Source organism: Micromonospora sp. DT48, from assembly GCF_049844495.1.
GTDB lineage: Bacteria > Actinomycetota > Actinomycetes > Mycobacteriales > Micromonosporaceae > Micromonospora.
The window spans coordinates 107,899-125,279 of record NZ_JBNCLE010000004.1; the positions used below are offsets into that span (position 1 = coordinate 107,899).

At 67.7% G+C, this 17,381-nt stretch carries 13 protein-coding genes; all 13 read right to left on the bottom strand.

Annotated features, from left to right (window positions below):
• Positions 1 to 7: 7 nt before the first annotated feature.
• On the bottom strand, positions 8 to 847 hold the full coding sequence (gene rplB, locus ACLQ2S_RS01215; protein WP_155214546.1) for a 50S ribosomal protein L2: 840 nt from the start codon (positions 845 to 847) through the stop codon (positions 8 to 10).
• Between the two features lie 12 nt (positions 848 to 859).
• The gene (gene rplW, locus ACLQ2S_RS01220; protein ID WP_309222489.1) at positions 860 to 1,162 is read right to left on the bottom strand and encodes a 50S ribosomal protein L23; all 303 of its coding nucleotides are present in this window, start codon (positions 1,160 to 1,162) and stop codon (positions 860 to 862) included.
• Entirely contained in the window at positions 1,159 to 1,809 is a 651-nt protein-coding gene (gene rplD, locus ACLQ2S_RS01225; protein ID WP_309222488.1) for a 50S ribosomal protein L4, read from the bottom strand. The genes rplW and rplD overlap by 4 nt, the downstream gene beginning before the upstream one ends.
• Positions 1,806 to 2,471 carry a 50S ribosomal protein L3 gene (gene rplC, locus ACLQ2S_RS01230; protein ID WP_155214545.1) on the bottom strand — a complete coding sequence of 222 codons (666 nt, stop codon included), beginning with the start codon at positions 2,469 to 2,471 and terminating at the stop codon, positions 1,806 to 1,808. Before rplC ends, rplD begins: the two co-directional genes overlap by 4 nt.
• Before the next feature lie 11 nt (positions 2,472 to 2,482).
• A complete protein-coding gene (rpsJ, locus tag ACLQ2S_RS01235) occupies positions 2,483 to 2,791 on the bottom strand; it encodes a 30S ribosomal protein S10 (RefSeq protein ID WP_007073037.1) in 309 nt (102 codons plus the stop codon).
• A gap of 349 nt (positions 2,792 to 3,140) precedes the next feature.
• Positions 3,141 to 4,334 (bottom strand): elongation factor Tu, encoded by a 1,194-nt coding sequence (gene tuf, locus ACLQ2S_RS01240; RefSeq protein ID WP_309222487.1) that lies wholly within the window; start codon positions 4,332 to 4,334, stop codon positions 3,141 to 3,143.
• Positions 4,335 to 4,556: 222 nt separating this feature from the next.
• On the bottom strand, positions 4,557 to 6,653 hold the full coding sequence (gene fusA, locus ACLQ2S_RS01245; protein WP_309222486.1) for an elongation factor G: 2,097 nt from the start codon (positions 6,651 to 6,653) through the stop codon (positions 4,557 to 4,559).
• A gap of 74 nt (positions 6,654 to 6,727) precedes the next feature.
• On the bottom strand, positions 6,728 to 7,198 hold the full coding sequence (gene rpsG, locus ACLQ2S_RS01250) for a 30S ribosomal protein S7 (RefSeq protein WP_155214544.1): 471 nt from the start codon (positions 7,196 to 7,198) through the stop codon (positions 6,728 to 6,730).
• A 1-nt stretch (position 7,199) separates the two neighbouring features.
• Positions 7,200 to 7,574 (bottom strand): 30S ribosomal protein S12, encoded by a 375-nt coding sequence (rpsL, locus tag ACLQ2S_RS01255; protein ID WP_013735958.1) that lies wholly within the window; start codon positions 7,572 to 7,574, stop codon positions 7,200 to 7,202.
• A gap of 532 nt (positions 7,575 to 8,106) precedes the next feature.
• Positions 8,107 to 8,478 (bottom strand): hypothetical protein, encoded by a 372-nt coding sequence (locus tag ACLQ2S_RS01260; RefSeq protein ID WP_425700937.1) that lies wholly within the window; start codon positions 8,476 to 8,478, stop codon positions 8,107 to 8,109.
• A gap of 455 nt (positions 8,479 to 8,933) precedes the next feature.
• A complete protein-coding gene (locus tag ACLQ2S_RS01265) occupies positions 8,934 to 9,299 on the bottom strand; it encodes a hypothetical protein (RefSeq protein WP_155214543.1) in 366 nt (121 codons plus the stop codon).
• A 133-nt stretch (positions 9,300 to 9,432) separates the two neighbouring features.
• Complete coding sequence (locus ACLQ2S_RS01270; RefSeq protein ID WP_309222587.1) at positions 9,433 to 13,320, bottom strand: DNA-directed RNA polymerase subunit beta'; 3,888 nt, start codon at positions 13,318 to 13,320, stop codon at positions 9,433 to 9,435.
• A 128-nt stretch (positions 13,321 to 13,448) separates the two neighbouring features.
• A complete protein-coding gene (locus ACLQ2S_RS01275) occupies positions 13,449 to 16,880 on the bottom strand; it encodes a DNA-directed RNA polymerase subunit beta (protein WP_155214542.1) in 3,432 nt (1,143 codons plus the stop codon).
• Between the last annotated feature and the right edge of the window lie 501 nt (positions 16,881 to 17,381).

The following is a 17,381-nucleotide window of genomic DNA, read 5'->3' on the forward strand; positions in this document are numbered from 1 at the left end:
ATCTCCCTCAGCCGCGCTTACGCGTGGCGTAGCGGCGGCGGACGATCAGCCGGTCACTCGGCTGGCCCTTACGACGGGTACGGCCCTCGGGCTTACCCTTCGGGTTCACCGGGTGGCGACCACCGGAGGTCTTGCCCTCACCACCACCGTGCGGGTGGTCGACCGGGTTCATGGCGACACCACGGACGGTCGGGCGCTTGCCCTTCCACCGCATCCGGCCGGCCTTACCCCAGTTGATGTTCGACTGGTCGGCGTTGCCGATCTCACCGATGCTGGCCCGGCAGCGCACGTCCACCCGCCGGATCTCACCGGACGGCATACGCAGGGTCGCGTACGCGCCCTCCCGGCCGAGCAGCTGGATGCCGACGCCGGCCGAGCGGGCCAGCTTGGCGCCGCCACCCGGACGCAGCTCCACGTTGTGGATGGTGATACCGACCGGGATGTTGCGCAGCGGCAGGTTGTTGCCCGGCTTGATGTCGGCGCTCGGACCGGACTCGACCCGGTCGCCCTGCTTCAGGTCCTTCGGCGCGATGATGTAACGCTTCTCGCCGTCGGCGTAGTGCAGCAGCGCGATCCGCGCGGTGCGGTTCGGGTCGTACTCGATGTGCGCTACCTTGGCCGGCACACCGTCCTTGTCGACCCGCTTGAAGTCGATGATCCGGTACTGACGCTTGTGACCGCCGCCGTGGTGCCGGGCGGTGATCCGGCCGTGCACGTTCCGGCCGCCCTTCTTGGGCAGCGGAGCCAGCAGCGACTTCTCGGGCGTCGACCGGGTGATCTCGGCGAAGTCGGCGACACTCGAGCCACGCCGGCCCGGCGTCGTCGGCTTGTACTTACGGATAGCCATTGTCTACACCCCTCAGCTGACCGGGCCGCCGAAGGCCTCGATGCGGTCGCCCTCAGCCAGCTTCACCATCGCCCGCTTGGTGTCCTTGCGCTTGCCGAACCCGGTACGGGTCCGCTTGCGCTTGCCCTCGCGGTTGAGCGTGTTGACCGTCAGGACACGGACGTTGAAGATCTGCTCGATAGCGATCTTGATCGCGGTCTTGTTCGCGTCCGGGTGCACCAGGAAGGTGTACCAGTTGCGGTTCAGCTCGCTGTAGCTCTTCTCCGAGACGACCGGCGCGATGATGATGTCGCGCGGATCGGCGATCGTGCTCACTTGCCACCCTCCTCGGTGGTCTCGGCCGGCACGCCCAGGAACTCGTCCAGGGCCTCCTTGGTGAAGACCACGTCGTCGGCCACCAGCACGTCGTACGTGTTGAGCTGGCCGGCCTCGATCAGGTGCACCCGCGGCTCGTTGCGCAGCGACACCCAGTTCAGCTCGTCGGTGCTGCTCAGCACGACCAGGACCCGGCGGGCGGTGGTCAGCTTCGCGAGCGTGGCCAGGGCCGCCTTGGTCGACGGCTTCTCGCCGGTGACGAACGCCTCGACGACGTGCACCTGCCCGGCGCGCGCCCGGTCCGACAGGGCACCGCGCAGCGCGGCGGCCTTCATCTTCTTCGGGGTGCGCTGGCTGTAGTCGCGCGGCACCGGGCCGTGGACCACGCCACCGCCGGCGAACTGCGGCGCGCGGATCGAGCCCTGCCGGGCACGACCGGTGCCCTTCTGCTTGTACGGCTTCTTGCCGCCGCCGGAGACCTCGCCACGGGTCTTGGTCTTGTGGGTGCCCTGCCGAGCAGCGGCGAGCTGCGCCACGACGACCTGGTGCATCAGCGCGATGTTGGCCTGCGCGTCGAAGATGTCGGCGGGCAGCTCGACCGAGCCGGTCTTGGTGCCCTCTGGGTTGAGGACGTCAACGGTGGTCACTTGCCCACACCGCCCTTCTTCGCCTTGGCCTTGGCCGCGGTGCGGACCAGGACCAGCGCGCCCTTGGGGCCAGGGATGGCGCCACGGACGAGCAGGAGGTTGTTCTCGGTGTCGACCGCCTGGACGGTCAGGTTCTGCACGGTGTAGCGCACGCCGCCCATGCGGCCGGCCATCCGGGTGCCCTTGAAGACACGACCCGGGGTGGCGCAGGCGCCGATGGAGCCCGGCGAGCGGTGCTTGCGCTCGACACCGTGGCTGGCGCGCAGACCGTGGAAGCCGTGCCGCTTCATCGGGCCGGCGTAGCCCTTGCCCTTGGTCTTGCCGGTCACGTCGATCGAGACACCGGCCGGGAACTCCTCGACCGTGATCTCCTGACCGAGCGAGTAGTCCGCGGCGTCGGTGGTGCGCAGCTCGACGATGTGCCGGCGCGGCGCCACATCGGCCTTGGCGTAGTGCCCGCGCAGCGGCTTCTTGGCCTTCCGCGGGTCGATCGTGCCGTACGCCAGCTGGACCGCGGAGTAACCGTCCTTGTCGGCGTCACGAACCTGGGTGATGACGCACGGGCCGGCCTGAACCACGGTCACCGGAACAACGCGGTTGTTGTCCCAGACCTGGGTCATGCCGAGCTTCGCGCCCAGGATCCCCTTAACTTGCCTGTCCATGTGTCCGGTCCCTACAGCTTGATCTCGATGTCGACGCCAGCCGGCAGGTCGAGGCGCATGAGCGAGTCGACCGTCTTCGGGGTCGGGTCGATGATGTCGATCAGCCGCTTGTGCGTACGCATCTCGAAGTGCTCGCGCGAGTCCTTGTACTTGTGCGGCGAGCGGATGACGCAGAAACGGTTGATCTCCGTGGGCAGCGGCACCGGGCCCGCGACCTGCGCCCCGGTACGCGTCACCGTCTCGACGATCTTCCGAGCCGAGGAGTCGACGACCTCGTGGTCATAGGCCTTGAGCCGGATGCGGATCTTCTGTCCCGCCATGGTGGCTTCTGTTCCTTCTCTCGATGCCGCTGTGTTGCGGGTGCCTGTACCGGCTGGCACAGGCCCTCTTCGCCCACCCCCGCGGTCGGGCGTGTCGCGCCCTGGGGCCAGGCTCCGCCCCGGGATACCGGAGCGATCCTGACCGCGGTGGGTCCAGACGCCGATCGCACTGAGGCGATCGGAACGCCGTGCGAGGGTGGTTGGCGGGCTGACCGCCAACCACCCCACGCCCGACTGCTCTGCCTACCCGGAGGTTCGGCGGAAGCCGAACACGGGCGGCGAACTGTCGTTACGCAACCTGACTAGTATGCCGCACGACCGGCGGCGGGTCTAATCGGGGTTACCCAGCTCACTTGATGATCTTGGTGACGCGACCAGCGCCGACCGTACGGCCACCCTCCCGGATCGCGAACTTGAGGTTGTCCTCCATCGCGATGGGCTGGATCAGCTTCACGGTCATCGTGGTGTTGTCGCCCGGCATGACCATCTCGGTGCCCTCGGGGAGGGTGACGACACCGGTGACGTCCGTGGTCCGGAAGTAGAACTGCGGACGGTAGTTCTGGAAGAACGGGGTGTGCCGGCCGCCCTCCTCCTTGGAGAGGATGTAGACCGTCGCCTCGAACTCCGTGTGCGGGGTCGTGGTGCCCGGCTTGACGACCACCATGCCGCGCTCGACGTCCTCGCGCTTGATGCCGCGCAGCAGCAGACCGACGTTCTCACCCGCACGGGCCTCGTCGAGCAGCTTGCGGAACATCTCGATGCCGGTGCAGACCGTCTTCTGCGACTTCTCGCGGATACCGACGATCTCCACCTCCTCGTTCGGCTTGAGCACGCCACGCTCGGCGCGGCCGGTGACGACGGTGCCACGACCGGTGATCGTGAAGACGTCCTCGATCGGCATCAGGAACGGCTTCTCGATCTCGCGCTCCGGCTGCGGGATCGCGGTGTCGACGGCGTTCATGAGCTCCATCAGGCGACCGGTCCACTCCGGGTCACCCTCAAGGGCCTTCAGCGCCGAGACGCGCACGACCGGCAGGTCGTCGCCCGGGTACTCCTGCGACGAGAGCAGCTCGCGGACCTCAAGCTCGACGAGCTCCAGCAGCTCCTCGTCGTCGACCATGTCGCTCTTGTTCAGCGCCACGACGATGTACGGCACGCCGACCTGGCGGGCCAGCAGCACGTGCTCGCGGGTCTGCGGCATCGGGCCGTCGGTCGCGGCGACCACCAGGATCGCGCCGTCCATCTGGGCGGCACCGGTGATCATGTTCTTGATGTAGTCGGCGTGACCGGGGCAGTCGACGTGCGCGTAGTGCCGCGCCTCGGTCTGGTACTCGACGTGCGCGATCGAGATCGTGATGCCGCGGGCCTTCTCCTCCGGCGCCTTGTCGATCTCGTCGAACGGCGTGTACGGGTTCAGGTCCGGGTACTGGTCGTGCAGGACCTTGGTGATGGCCGCCGTCAGCGTCGTCTTACCGTGGTCGATGTGACCAATGGTGCCGATGTTGACGTGCGGCTTAGTCCGCTCGAACTTCGCCTTCGCCACTGGTGTCCTCCTGTGGACTTCTTGGTTCGTTCGCCCCGGCGCGCCAAGTCGGCGCTTAGGACTCTGTCGACAGCCTTTCCGGCCTGACGGCCGGGAAGCTTTTGTGGGTTCTGCGGCGATGAAGCCTACAGGCCCGGAATTCACCCAATCCGACCGAGGTGGTCGCGGTCGGGAAAACCTCCCGCGACCACCCTCGGATCATCCGATCACGTCAGGTGAGAGTCACTCACCCGTCGCCTTGGCGATGATCTCCTTCGCGACCGAGGCCGGAACCTCCGCGTAGGAGTCGAACTGCATGCTGTAGCTAGCCCGGCCCTGGGTCTTCGACCGCAGGTCGCCGACGTAGCCGAACATCTCCGACAGCGGCACCAGAGCGCGGACGACGCGGGCGCCGCTGCGCTCCTCCATCGCCTGGATGATGCCACGGCGGGAGTTGAGGTCGCCGATGACGTCACCCATGTTCTCCTCAGGAGTGGTGACCTCAACGGCCATCATCGGCTCGAGCAGTGCCGGGTCGGCCTTGCGGGCCGCCTCCTTCATTGCCATCGAGCCGGCGATCTTGAATGCCATTTCCGACGAGTCGACCTCGTGGTACTGGCCGTCCACCAGGGTGAGCTTGATGCCCACCAGCGGGAAGCCGGCGAGGATGCCGTACTGCATGGCGTCCTGCGCGCCCGCGTCCACCGAGGGGATGAACTCCCGAGGGACACGGCCACCGGTGACGGCGTTGGCGAACTCGTAGGTCGGGGCGTCGTTGCCGAGCGGCAGCGGCTCCAGGCTGATGATGACCCGGGCGTACTGGCCGGAACCACCGGTCTGCTTCTTGTGCGTGTACTCGACCTTCTCCACCGCGCGGCGGATGGTCTCGCGGTACGCCACCTGCGGCTTACCGATGTTCGCCTCGACGTTGAACTCGCGGCGCATCCGGTCGACCAGGATGTCCAGGTGCAGCTCGCCCATGCCGGAGATGACCGTCTGGCCGGTCTGGTCGTCCAGCTTGACGCGGAAGGTCGGGTCCTCCTCGGCCAGCCGCTGGATGGCGGTGCTGAGCTTCTCCTGGTCGGCCTTGGTCTTCGGCTCGATGGCCACCTCGATGACCGGCTCCGGGAAGGTCATCGACTCCAGGATGACCGGGTTCGCCGGGTCGGCGAGCGTGTCACCCGTGGTGGTCTGCTTCAGACCCTGCACCGCGATGATGTCGCCAGCCTGGGCCGAGCTGCGCTCTTCCCGCTTGTTGGCGTGCATCTGGTAGATCTTGCCGATCCGCTCCTTGCGGTCCTTGGTGGAGTTGACCACCTGGGAACCGGACTCGAGCGTGCCGGAGTAGATCCGCACGTAGGTGAGCTTGCCGAGGTGCTTGTCCGTCTGGATCTTGAAGGCCAGGCCGGAGAACGGCTCGGACACCGACGGCTTGCGCTGCATCGGGGTCTCACCGTCGGTGGCCGTACCCTCGATCGCCGGGATGTCCAGCGGCGACGGCAGGTACGCGACAACCGCGTCCAGCATCGGCTGGATGCCCTTGTTCTTGAAGGCGGTGCCGGTGAGGACCGGGTTGGCCTTGCCGGCGATGGTGGCCCGACGGATGGCGGCCTTGATCTCCTCGACGGAAATCTCCTCGCCCTCCAGGTACTTCTCCATCACCGCGTCGTCGACGTCGGCCAGGGTCTCCATCAGCTTCTCGCGCCACTCGGCCGCGGAGTCGGCCAGGTCGGCCGGGATCTCCTCGACCGTGTAGTCCTCACCCTTCTGGGTCTCGCCCCGCCAGGTGAGGGCGCGCATCTCGACCAGGTCGACCACGCCGATGAAGTCACTCTCGGCGCCGATCGGGATCTGAAGCACCAGCGGGGTGGCGTTCAGCCGGTCGATCATCATCTGCACGCAGCGGAAGAAGTCGGCACCCGTGCGGTCGAGCTTGTTGACGAAACACATCCGGGGGACGTTGTACTTGTCCGCCTGACGCCAGACGTTCTCCGTCTGCGGCTCCACGCCGGCCACACCGTCGTAAACCGCGACGGCACCGTCCAGGACTCGAAGCGACCGCTCCACCTCGACCGTGAAGTCGACGTGACCGGGCGTGTCGATGATCTGGATCGTGTGGCCCTTCCACTCGCACTTCGTGGCGGCGGAAGTGATGGTGATACCGCGCTCCTGCTCCTGCTCCATCCAGTCCATGACGGCACCGCCGTCGTGAACCTCACCGATCTTGTACGTGATGCCGGTGTAGAACAGGATCCGCTCGGTGGTAGTGGTCTTACCGGCATCGATGTGCGCCATGATGCCGATGTTGCGTACGTTGGCGAGCGCGTCTGCGGCGGCCACTTCAATCCCTACTTATCGTCGTCTCGACACAACTGGTGGCGGTCCCGGCGCCCGCTGGCACCGGGACCAGGGTGTTACCAGCGGTAGTGCGCGAAGGCCTTGTTCGACTCGGCCATCTTGTGCGTGTCCTCGCGCCGCTTGACCGCAGCGCCGAGGCCGTTGCTCGCGTCCAGCAGCTCGTTCATCAGCCGCTCGACCATGGTCTTCTCACGCCGGGCGCGGGCGTAGGTGACCAGCCAGCGCAGGCCGAGCGTGGTGGCCCGAGCCGGCCGGACCTCGACCGGAACCTGGTAGGTCGCGCCACCGACACGGCGGCTGCGGACCTCAAGGGTCGGCTTGACGTTGTCCATGGCGCGCTTGAGGGTGACGACCGGGTCGGTGCCGGACTTCTCCCGGCAGCCCTCCAGGGCGGCGTAGACGACGCGCTCGGCGAGCTGACGCTTGCCGCGCAGCAGGATCTTGTTCACCAGCTGCGTGACCAGCGGCGAGTTGTACACCGGGTCAGCGACCAGCGGCCGCCGCGGAGCAGGTCCCTTACGCGGCATCTCAGCTCTTCTCCTTCTTCGCGCCGTAGCGGCTGCGCGCCTGCTTGCGGTTACGGACACCCTGGGTGTCGAGCGAACCGCGGACGATCTTGTAACGCACACCGGGGAGGTCCTTCACCCGGCCACCACGCACGAGCACGATCGAGTGCTCCTGCAGGTTGTGCCCGACACCGGGGATGTAGGCGGTCACCTCGACCTGGCTGCTGAGCTTGACACGAGCGACCTTGCGCAGCGCCGAGTTCGGCTTCTTCGGGGTGGTGGTGTACACCCGGGTGCACACGCCCCGCCGCTGCGGGGAGCCCTTGAGCGCCGGGGTCTTGGTCTTGGTCGTCTTCGCCTGACGGCCCTTTCGGACCAACTGCTGAATGGTGGGCACCGGGTTTCTCCGCTCCCTTCGGCCGCTGTCGCGGCCGCGCCGTCTGCCGTAGCCGACCTCGTGGTCGGCTCTCCTACATTCCGGCCAGGGCCACCTCGCGGAGGTCCCGGCACCCGCGGTCGGGCGTGTCGCCCAACTCACGGTCCCCGTCCGACGCTCACGCGCAGGCCCGGGGGTTTATCACCGGCACACGGATCGCCGCAGGCCGGATCTTCTGGCTCAGTCGTGTTGCCGTCCGGCTACCGGATCAACCGGCTCCAGCGCACGCACGAGTCGCCCGGGCGGGCCCGGGCACAAGGGGAAAGAGTACCTACCACAGCCGCGCAGGTCAAAACGGAAGACCTGCCGAACGTCGCACCACCTGTCGGCTGGCCTCTGTCACACCGCCCGACCGTGATCGGTACCTAGGGGGACAAGTGTACCGGCTCCGCCGGAAACCGGCCCACGAGCCCTCAGGCTGGGCAGTGCGTGGGGTGAAGCAGAGCAGAGAGGATGCGGGCTGTGCGGCCCGACACCCAGACCGCTGACCCGCCTAGGTCACCGCCAACAGCAACGCCAGCCCCACACCCACCAGGCACAACAGCAGCCCGGTGCCGCCGCAGCTGACGCCCGCGATAGCCAGCCCACGGCCGGTGAAGCGGACCCCCGGCGGAGGCGCCGGGCGCCGGATCTGCCGCAGGCCGAGCAGTCCGGTCACGACGGCACCGGCGCCGGTGAGGCCGCCCAGCGCGGCGAAGGCACCCGCCGCCCAGGCTCCGTTCGCCCCTCCCCCGACGGCACCGACACAGATCACCAGGATCGAGACGAGGATCGAGGTGATCCCGGCGATCAGCGAGCCGACGGCCAGGCCCGAGGTGACCGGCGGCACGTCGAGGTGCACCACCGCGAACGGGGTGCCGGACACCGGCTCGATCCGCTTCGGCGGCCGGGGACGGTCCCCCGGCGGAGGCGGCGGCCCCCAGCCCGAGCCGCCACCCGGCCAACCCGGAGCCGGTGGCCCCGGAGCCGGTGAGCCGAAGCCCACCGGAGCAGGCGGTCGCGGCCCCGGCGGTGGTCCGAACGTAGGTGGCCCCGGCGGTGGCCCGTACGTGGGCGGATTCGGTGGCTGTCCGAAGGACGGGCCGGAGGCTGGCGACGGCTGGTCCGACGACGCGTCGGGTCGGGCCCATCCCGCCGGATCGGCATCGGGGCGCCCGGAAGTGGGCTGAGCGGCTTCGCCGCCCTCGGGGCGCGCCGGTTCCGTCACGGGATCCTCCTTGTCGGGCAGCGTCCCCGCACCGCGCGACGGACACCGGTCAGGCTACCGTCGCCAGTCAGCCCCTCGGTGCCGGGCGCGAGGACCCATCGGGCCGCGCCAGGTCAGTCGATCTCGGGCGCGAAGTCGTGCCCGTACGGTGCCTCGGCGAGCCGGACCACCCCGATCACCAACGCCACCACCAGGCTGACCGCGACCAGCACCAGCCCTGTCCAGGCCAACTGCTCGCCACGACGCAGCCAGGCCGCCCCGGTCAGGAAGCCCGCCGAGGCGTACGCCTCCCGACGCGCCTGCCGGGCCAGGACCAGGGCCACCGTGGCCGGAACCACACCACCGATCAGCAGCCCGGTGAGAGCCGCCATCAGGCCGAGGGCGAAGACGGCCCGGGACTTGGTCGCCCGGACCGGATCCGGGTCGAGCGGATGGCGCGGTGCCGACTCGGTCGGCACCGATCCGGGTGCGATCGTCATGACCACATGATGCCCCCGTCGACGGCTGTCCGCGTCGTACCCACGGCAGGACGGCGGCTGCGTCGAGGGTCGGCCCGGAACACGAGGAGGCCCCGGCATGTACACGCCGGGGCCTCCCATGTCACTGCGCGATCTAGCGGTACGACCCGAAGTCGAAGTCGTCCAGCGGGACCGCCTGGCCACTGGCCGGCCCGAAGCCGTAGTCGGTCTCCGGGTAGCCGGTCATCGAGTAGACCTTGGCCTTCGCCTCCTCGGTCGGCTCGACCCGGACGTTGCGGTACTTGCTGATGCCGGTACCGGCCGGGATGAGCTTACCGATGATCACGTTCTCCTTGAGACCGATCAGTGAGTCACTGCGAGCGTGGATCGCCGCGTCGGTCAGCACCCGGGTGGTCTCCTGGAAGGAGGCCGCCGAGAGCCAGGAGTCGGTGGCCAGCGAGGCCTTGGTGATACCCATCAACACCGGGCGACCTGCGGCGGGCTCGCCGCCCTCGCCGACGAGCCGTCGGTTCTCCGACTCGAACAGCGCCCGGTCGACCAGCACGCCCGGCAGGAACTCGGTCGAGCCGGAGTCGATGACCGTCACCCGCTTGAGCATCTGGCGGATGATGATCTCGATGTGCTTGTCGTGGATGAGCACACCCTGCGAGCGGTAGACCTCCTGGACCTCCTGGGTCAGGTGGACCTGGACCGCCCGGGGGCCGAGGATGCGCAGCAGCTCGTGCGGGTCGATGGTGCCCTCGGTGAGCTTCTCGCCGACCTCGACGTGGTCGCCGTCGTGGGCCCGCAGCCGAACCCGCTTCGAGATCTTGTCGTAGACGATCTCGTCGCTGCCGTCGTCCGGGATCACCACGATCTTGCGCGACCGCTCGCCGTCCTCGATGCGGATCCGGCCCGGGGTGTCGGCGATGGGCGCCTTACCCTTCGGGATCCGGGCCTCGAAGATCTCCTGGACACGCGGCAGACCCTGGGTGATGTCCTCACCGGCGACACCACCGGTGTGGAAGGTACGCATCGTCAGCTGCGTACCCGGCTCACCGATGGACTGGGCGGCGATGATGCCGACCGCCTCGCCGACGTCGACGATCTTGCCGGTCGGCAGCGAACGGCCGTAGCACGCACCGCAGACGCCCAGCTTCGACTCACAGGTGAGCACACTGCGCACCCGGACGGTCTCGACCCCGGCGGCAACGATCTTGTCGACCAGGATCGAGTTGATGTCCGCGCCCCGCTCGGCGACGACGGTGCCGTCCGGCCCCTTGATGTCGTCGGCCAGGGTACGGGCGTGCACGCTGGTCTCGGCGTGCTCGTGCACCACCAGCCGGCCGTCGAGCTGCTGACCGACCTGCATCGGGATGGCCCGGTCGGTGCCGCAGTCCTCCTCGCGGATGATGACGTCCTGCGAGACGTCCACCAGACGCCGGGTCAGGTAACCCGAGTCGGCGGTACGCAGAGCGGTGTCCGCGAGACCCTTACGCGCACCGTGCGTGGAGATGAAGTACTCCAGCACGGACAGACCCTCCCGGTAGCTGGCCTTGATCGGCCGCGGGATGATCTCGCCCTTCGGGTTGGCCACCAGACCACGGATAGCCGCGATCTGCCGGAGCTGGAGCAGGTTACCGCGAGCACCCGAGTTGATCATCTTCCACAGCGGGTTCTCCTGCGGCAGCGCGGTGTCCATCTCCTTGGCGACCTCGTTGGTCGCCTTGGTCCAGATCTCGATGAGCTCGCCGCGACGCTCCTCGGCGGTCATCAGACCACGCTGGTACTGCTTGTCGATCCGGTCGGCTTCCTTCTCGTACCGCTCCAGGATCTCCCGCTTGCGCGGCGGAGCGATGACGTCCTCCATGCCGATGGTGACGCCGGACCAGGTGGCCCAGTGGAAACCGGCCTCCTTGAGCCCGTCCAGGGTGGCCGCCAGGGCCACCTTCGGGAACCGCTCGGCGAGATCGTTGACGATCGCGGAGAGCTGACCCTTGCGGATCTCGTAATTGACGTACCGGTAGCCCTGCGGCAGGGTCTCGTTGAACAGCACCCGGCCAAGGGTGGTCTCCACCGTCACCGGCTCGCCCGGAACCCAGCCCTCCGGCGGGGTCCAGGGCTGCGCGCCAGCGCCGTTGTCGACCTCGACGACGTCCCGCAGACGGATCTTGACCGGTGCCTGCAGGTGCAGTTCACCGTTGTCGTACGCCATCCGCGCCTCGGCGTCCGAGCTGAACGCCCGGCCTTCCCCGCGCTCACCGGTGGTGAGGTGGGTCAGGTGGTAGAGACCGATGACCATGTCCTGGGTGGGCATGGTGACCGGCTTGCCGTCGGCCGGCTTGAGGATGTTGTTCGACGACAGCATCAGGATCCGCGCCTCGGCCTGGGCCTCGGCGGACAGCGGCACGTGCACCGCCATCTGGTCACCGTCGAAGTCGGCGTTGAACGCGGTGCAGACCAGCGGGTGGATCTGGATGGCCTTGCCCTCGACCAGCTGCGGCTCGAAGGCCTGGATGCCGAGTCGGTGCAGGGTGGGCGCCCGGTTGAGCAGCACTGGGTGCTCGCCGATGACCTCTTCCAGCACGTCCCACACGACCGGCCGCTGCCGCTCGACCATCCGCTTGGCGGACTTGATGTTCTGCGCGTGGTTGAGGTCGACCAGCCGCTTCATCACGAACGGCTTGAACAGCTCCAGCGCCATCTGCTTGGGCAGGCCGCACTGGTGCAGCTTGAGCTTCGGGCCGACCACGATGACCGAACGGCCGGAGTAGTCGACGCGCTTGCCGAGCAGGTTCTGACGGAACCGACCCTGCTTGCCCTTGAGCATGTCGGACAGCGACTTGAGCGGGCGGTTACCCGGACCGGTGACCGGCCGGCCCCGGCGGCCGTTGTCGAACAGCGCGTCGACGGCCTCCTGGAGCATCCGCTTCTCGTTGTTGACGATGATCTCGGGCGCGCCGAGGTCGATCAGCCGCTTGAGCCGGTTGTTCCGGTTGATCACCCGGCGGTAGAGGTCGTTCAGGTCGCTGGTGGCGAACCGACCACCGTCGAGCTGCACCATCGGGCGCAGGTCCGGCGGGATGACCGGCACGCAGTCCAGCACCATGCCGAGCGGCGAGTTGCGGGTGTTCTGGAACGCGGCGACCACCTTGAGCCGCTTGAGCGCCCGGATCTTCCGCTGCCCCTTGCCGGTGCGGATGGTCTCGCGCAGGCTCTCGGCCTCGGCGTCGAGGTCCATGTTCTGCACCAGGGCCTTGATCGCCTCGGCACCCATGCCACCGGTGAAGTACTCGCCGAACCGGTCGCGCAGCTCGCGGTAGAGCAGCTCGTCGGTGACCAGCTGCTTCGGCTCCAGCTTGCGGAAGGTGTCCAGCACCTCGTCCAGGCGGTCGATCTCGCGCTGGGCCCGGTCGCGGATCTGGCGCATCTCGCGCTCTCCGCCTTCCTTGACCTTGCGCCGGACGTCCGCCTTCGCGCCCTCGGCCTCCAGCTCGGCCAGGTCGGCCTCCAGCTTGGCGGCCCGCTTCTCGATCTCCGAGTCGCGGCTGTTCTCCGACTGCCGCTTCTCGGCCAGGATCTCGTTCTCGATGGTCGAGAGGTCACGGTGACGCGCTTCGGCGTCAACGCTCGTCACGACGTACGAGGCGAAGTAAATGATCTTTTCAAGGTCCTTCGGAGCGAGGTCCAGCAGGTAGCCCAGCCGGCTCGGCACGCCCTTGAAGTACCAGATGTGGGTCACCGGCGCAGCCAGCTCGATGTGGCCCATCCGCTCCCGGCGGACCTTCGAGCGGGTCACCTCGACGCCGCAGCGCTCACAGATGATGCCCTTGAACCGGACCCGCTTGTACTTACCGCAGTAGCACTCCCAGTCCCGCTGCGGACCGAAGATCTTCTCGCAGAAGAGCCCGTCCTTTTCCGGCTTGAGGGTGCGGTAGTTGATCGTCTCGGGCTTCTTGACCTCGCCGTGCGACCACTGACGAATGTCGTCCGCGGTCGCCAGCCCAATTCGCAACTCGTCGAAAAAGTTGACGTCGAGCACGTTCAAATCCCTCACACGTCGCTTGGTGCGTCAGCAGCTCACCGGGTTTTGGTTTCGGGGCGGAGCGATCCACGAGGGGATCAATCCTGACCGCCCGGAGTGGGTCGCCCCGCCCCGAAACCCCAACGTCACACTTCCTCGACCGAGCTCGGCTCCCGCCGGGACAGGTCGATACCCAGTTCCTCCGCGGCCCGGAACACCTCGTCGTCGGTCTCGCGCATCTCCAGGGCCACGCCGTCGCTGGAGAGCACCTCAACGTTGAGGCACAGCGACTGCAGCTCCTTGAGCAGCACCTTGAACGACTCCGGGATGCCCGGCTCTGGGATGTTCTCGCCCTTGACGATGGCCTCGTAGACCTTCACCCGGCCGAGAACGTCGTCGGACTTGATCGTCAGCAGCTCCTGCAGGGCGTACGCGGCACCGTATGCCTGCATCGCCCAGCACTCCATCTCACCGAAGCGCTGGCCACCGAACTGCGCCTTACCACCCAGTGGCTGCTGCGTGATCATCGAGTAAGGGCCGGTCGAACGAGCGTGGATCTTGTCGTCGACCAGGTGGTTGAGCTTCAGGATGTAGATGTAACCGACCGCGATCGGGTCAGGCAGCGGCTCGCCGGAGCGACCGTCGAACAGCTGCGCCTTACCCGAGGAGCCGATCAGCTGCCGCCCGTCCCGGTTGGGCAGGGTCGACTCGAGCAGACCGGAGATCTCCTCCTCGCGGGCACCGTCGAAGACCGGCGTGGCCACGTTGGTGTCCGGCTCGGAGGAGTCCGCGCCGATGCTCTTGAGCTGGCGCTTCCACTCGGCGTCGTCACCCTCGACCCGCCAACCCGTCTTGGCCACCCAGCCAAGGTGCGTCTCCAGCACCTGGCCGATGTTCATCCGGCTCGGCACACCCAGCGGGTTGAGCACGATGTCGACCGGGGTGCCGTCCTCCAGGAACGGCATGTCCTCGACCGGCAGGATCTTGGAGATGACGCCCTTGTTGCCGTGTCGACCGGCGAGCTTGTCACCGTCCTGGATCTTCCGCTTCTGCGCGACGTAGACCCGGACCAGCTCGTTGACGCCCGGCGGCAGTTCGTCGCCGTCCTCCCGGGAGAAGGTACGCACGCCGATGACCGTGCCGGTCTCACCGTGCGGCACCTTCAGGGAGGTGTCCCGGACCTCACGCGCCTTCTCACCGAAGATCGCCCGCAGCAGTCGCTCCTCCGGGGTCAGCTCGGTCTCACCCTTGGGCGTGACCTTGCCGACCAGGATGTCGCCGGGGACGACCTCGGCGCCGATCCGGATGATGCCGCGCTCGTCGAGGTCGGCGAGCATCTCCTCGCTGACGTTCGGGATGTCGCGGGTGATCTCCTCCGGGCCGAGCTTGGTGTCCCGAGCGTCGACCTCGTGCTCCTCGATGTGGATCGAGGTGAGCACGTCCTGCTGCACGAGGCGCTGCGACAGGATGATCGCGTCCTCGTAGTTGTGCCCCTCCCAGGTCATGAACGCGACGAGCAGGTTGCGCCCGAGCGCCATCTCACCCTCGTCGGTGCACGGACCGTCGGCGATGACCTGGCCGGCTTCGACCCGGTCACCCTCGAAGACCACCGGCTTCTGGTTGACGCAGGAGCCGGCGTTGGAGCGACGGAACTTGTGCAGCAGGTACGTCCGGCGGTGGCCGTCGTCCTGGTGGACCGTGATGTAGTCGGCGCAGAGGTCCTCGACCACGCCGCCGACCTCGGCCACGACCACGTCACCGGCGTCGACCGCGGCACGGTACTCCATGCCGGTGCCGACCAGCGGAGACTCGGCCTTGACCAGCGGCACCGCCTGACGCTGCATGTTCGCGCCCATCAGGGCCCGGTTCGCGTCGTCGTGCTCCAGGAACGGGATCATCGCGGTGGCGACCGAGGTCATCTGCCGCGGCGACACGTCCATGTAGTCCACGGCGGCCGGCGGGACGTCCTCGGTCTCGCCGCCCTTACGACGGACCAGGACACGATCCTCGGCGAACGAGCCGTCGGCCCGCAGCGGGGCGTTGGCCTGCGCCTTGACGAACCGGTCCTCCTCGTCCGCGGTCAGGTAGTCGATCTGGTCGGTGACCCGACCGTCGATGACCTTCCGGTACGGCGTCTCGATGAAGCCGAACGGGTTGACCCGGGCGAAGGTGGACAGCGCGCCGATCAGACCGATGTTCGGGCCTTCCGGCGTCTCGATCGGGCACATCCGGCCGTAGTGGGACGGGTGCACGTCGCGGACCTCGAAGCCGGCCCGCTCCCGGGACAGACCACCGGGGCCGAGCGCGCTCAGCCGCCGCCGGTGGGTCAGGCCCGCCAGCGGGTTGGTCTGGTCCATGAACTGGGACAGCTGCGAGGTGCCGAAGAACTCCCGGATCGCGGCGACGACCGGACGGATGTTGATCAGGGTCTGCGGCGTGATCGCCTCGACGTCCTGGGTGGTCATCCGCTCGCGGACGACCCGCTCCATCCGGGACAGGCCGACCCGAACCTGGTTCTGGATCAGCTCACCCACGGTACGCAGCCGCCGGTTGCCGAAGTGGTCGATGTCGTCGGCCTCGTAGCCCTCCTCACCGGCGTGCAGCCGGCAGAGGTACTCCACGGTGGCGACGATGTCGTCCTCGGTCAGCGTGCCGGTGGTGATCGGCACGTCCAGTTCGAGCTTCTTGTTGAACTTGTAACGACCGACCTTGGCTACGTCGTACCGCTTCGGGTTGAAGAAGAGGTTGTCGAGCAGGGTCTGGGCGTTCTCACGGGTCGGCGGCTCGCCAGGGCGGAGCTTGCGGTAGATGTCGAGTAGCGCCTCGTCCTGACCGGCGATGTGGTCCTTCTCGAGCGTGGTCATCATCAGCTCGGACCAGCCGAACTTCTCACGGATCTGCTCGGCCGACCATCCGATGGCCTTGAGCAGAACCGTGACGGCCTGCCGGCGTTTGCGGTCGATGCGTACGCCGACCGTGTCGCGCTTGTCGATGTCGAACTCCAGCCAGGCACCCCGACTCGGGATGACCTTGACGCTGGAGAGGTCGCGGTCGGAGGTCTTGTCCGGCTGCTTGTCGAAGTACACGCCCGGCGAGCGGACGAGCTGGCTGACCACGACGCGCTCGGTGCCGTTGATGATGAAGGTGCCCTTCGGCGTCATCATCGGGAAGTCACCCATGAACACCGTCTGGCTCTTGATCTCGCCGGTGGTGTTGTTGGTGAACTCCGCGGTCACGAACAGTGGCGCGCAGTAGGTGAGGTCCTTCTCCTTGCACTCCTCGATCGAGGCCTTGACCTCGTCGAAGCGCGGCGCCGAGAAGGACAGCGACATAGTGCCGGAGAAGTCCTCAATGGGACTGATCTCGTCGAGGATCTCCGCGAGACCCGAGCGTGCGTGCGGGTCGTCCGCCGACCGGCCCTGCCAAGCCTCGTTGCCGACGAGCCAGTCGAAGGACTCGTTCTGAATGGCGAGGAGGTTGGGGACCTCGAGGTGTTCGGTGATCCGACCGAAGGAAACTCGGCGGGGAGCGAAAGCGCTCGACGTACGACTGGTCTTCGCAGGGCGGGAAGCTGCCAAGATGCGTCCTTCCGAGGACCGGTGCTGCAGAACGGCTGGTACGCGTGCACTCCAATGACCCCACCAGAAAATATCCACAAACGGACATTTCCGAGCAGGGGTCAAGTCGGAAGGCAGCGCAAACTAGCAGTGTAGCCGAGAGGCTAACCGCTGTCCAGCTCACCCCGCAGGTTGTCGCGGAACGTGCCTCGGGACCCCTCTAACGGGTCAACCGGGCCGCTCGGAACGCAACGTCCCTGCCGGGCCGCTCAGGTATGCGTGGCGAGTGGTGCTGCCGCTGCATTACCCACGCGGTGGCCGTCGCAAGCGCGGAAGGTCTTGCTGATGCCAGCGTGCCTGGCAGTCCAGGGCCGCGTCAAGGGTCCTTGTCGGCATCGGACTCTCTTTCCTGCTCACGGGCGAGTCCGCCGACCTGGCCGCCGCGCCGCCGAGCGGACCCGACGCCCTGCTCATGCCGGTTGCGCGAGTCGACGAACACGGCGGGCGGCGATCCCTGTCGGA

Coding starts and splice junctions, on each gene's coding strand:
- rplB (WP_155214546.1), bottom strand. CDS start 847: ATGGCTATCCGTAAGTACAAGCCGACGACGCCGGGCCGGCGTGGCTCG.
- rplC (WP_155214545.1), bottom strand. CDS start 2,471: ATGGACAGGCAAGTTAAGGGGATCCTGGGCGCGAAGCTCGGCATGACC.
- rpsJ (WP_007073037.1), bottom strand. CDS start 2,791: ATGGCGGGACAGAAGATCCGCATCCGGCTCAAGGCCTATGACCACGAG.
- rpsG (WP_155214544.1), bottom strand. CDS start 7,198: ATGCCGCGTAAGGGACCTGCTCCGCGGCGGCCGCTGGTCGCTGACCCG.
- ACLQ2S_RS01265 (WP_155214543.1), bottom strand. CDS start 9,299: ATGACGATCGCACCCGGATCGGTGCCGACCGAGTCGGCACCGCGCCAT.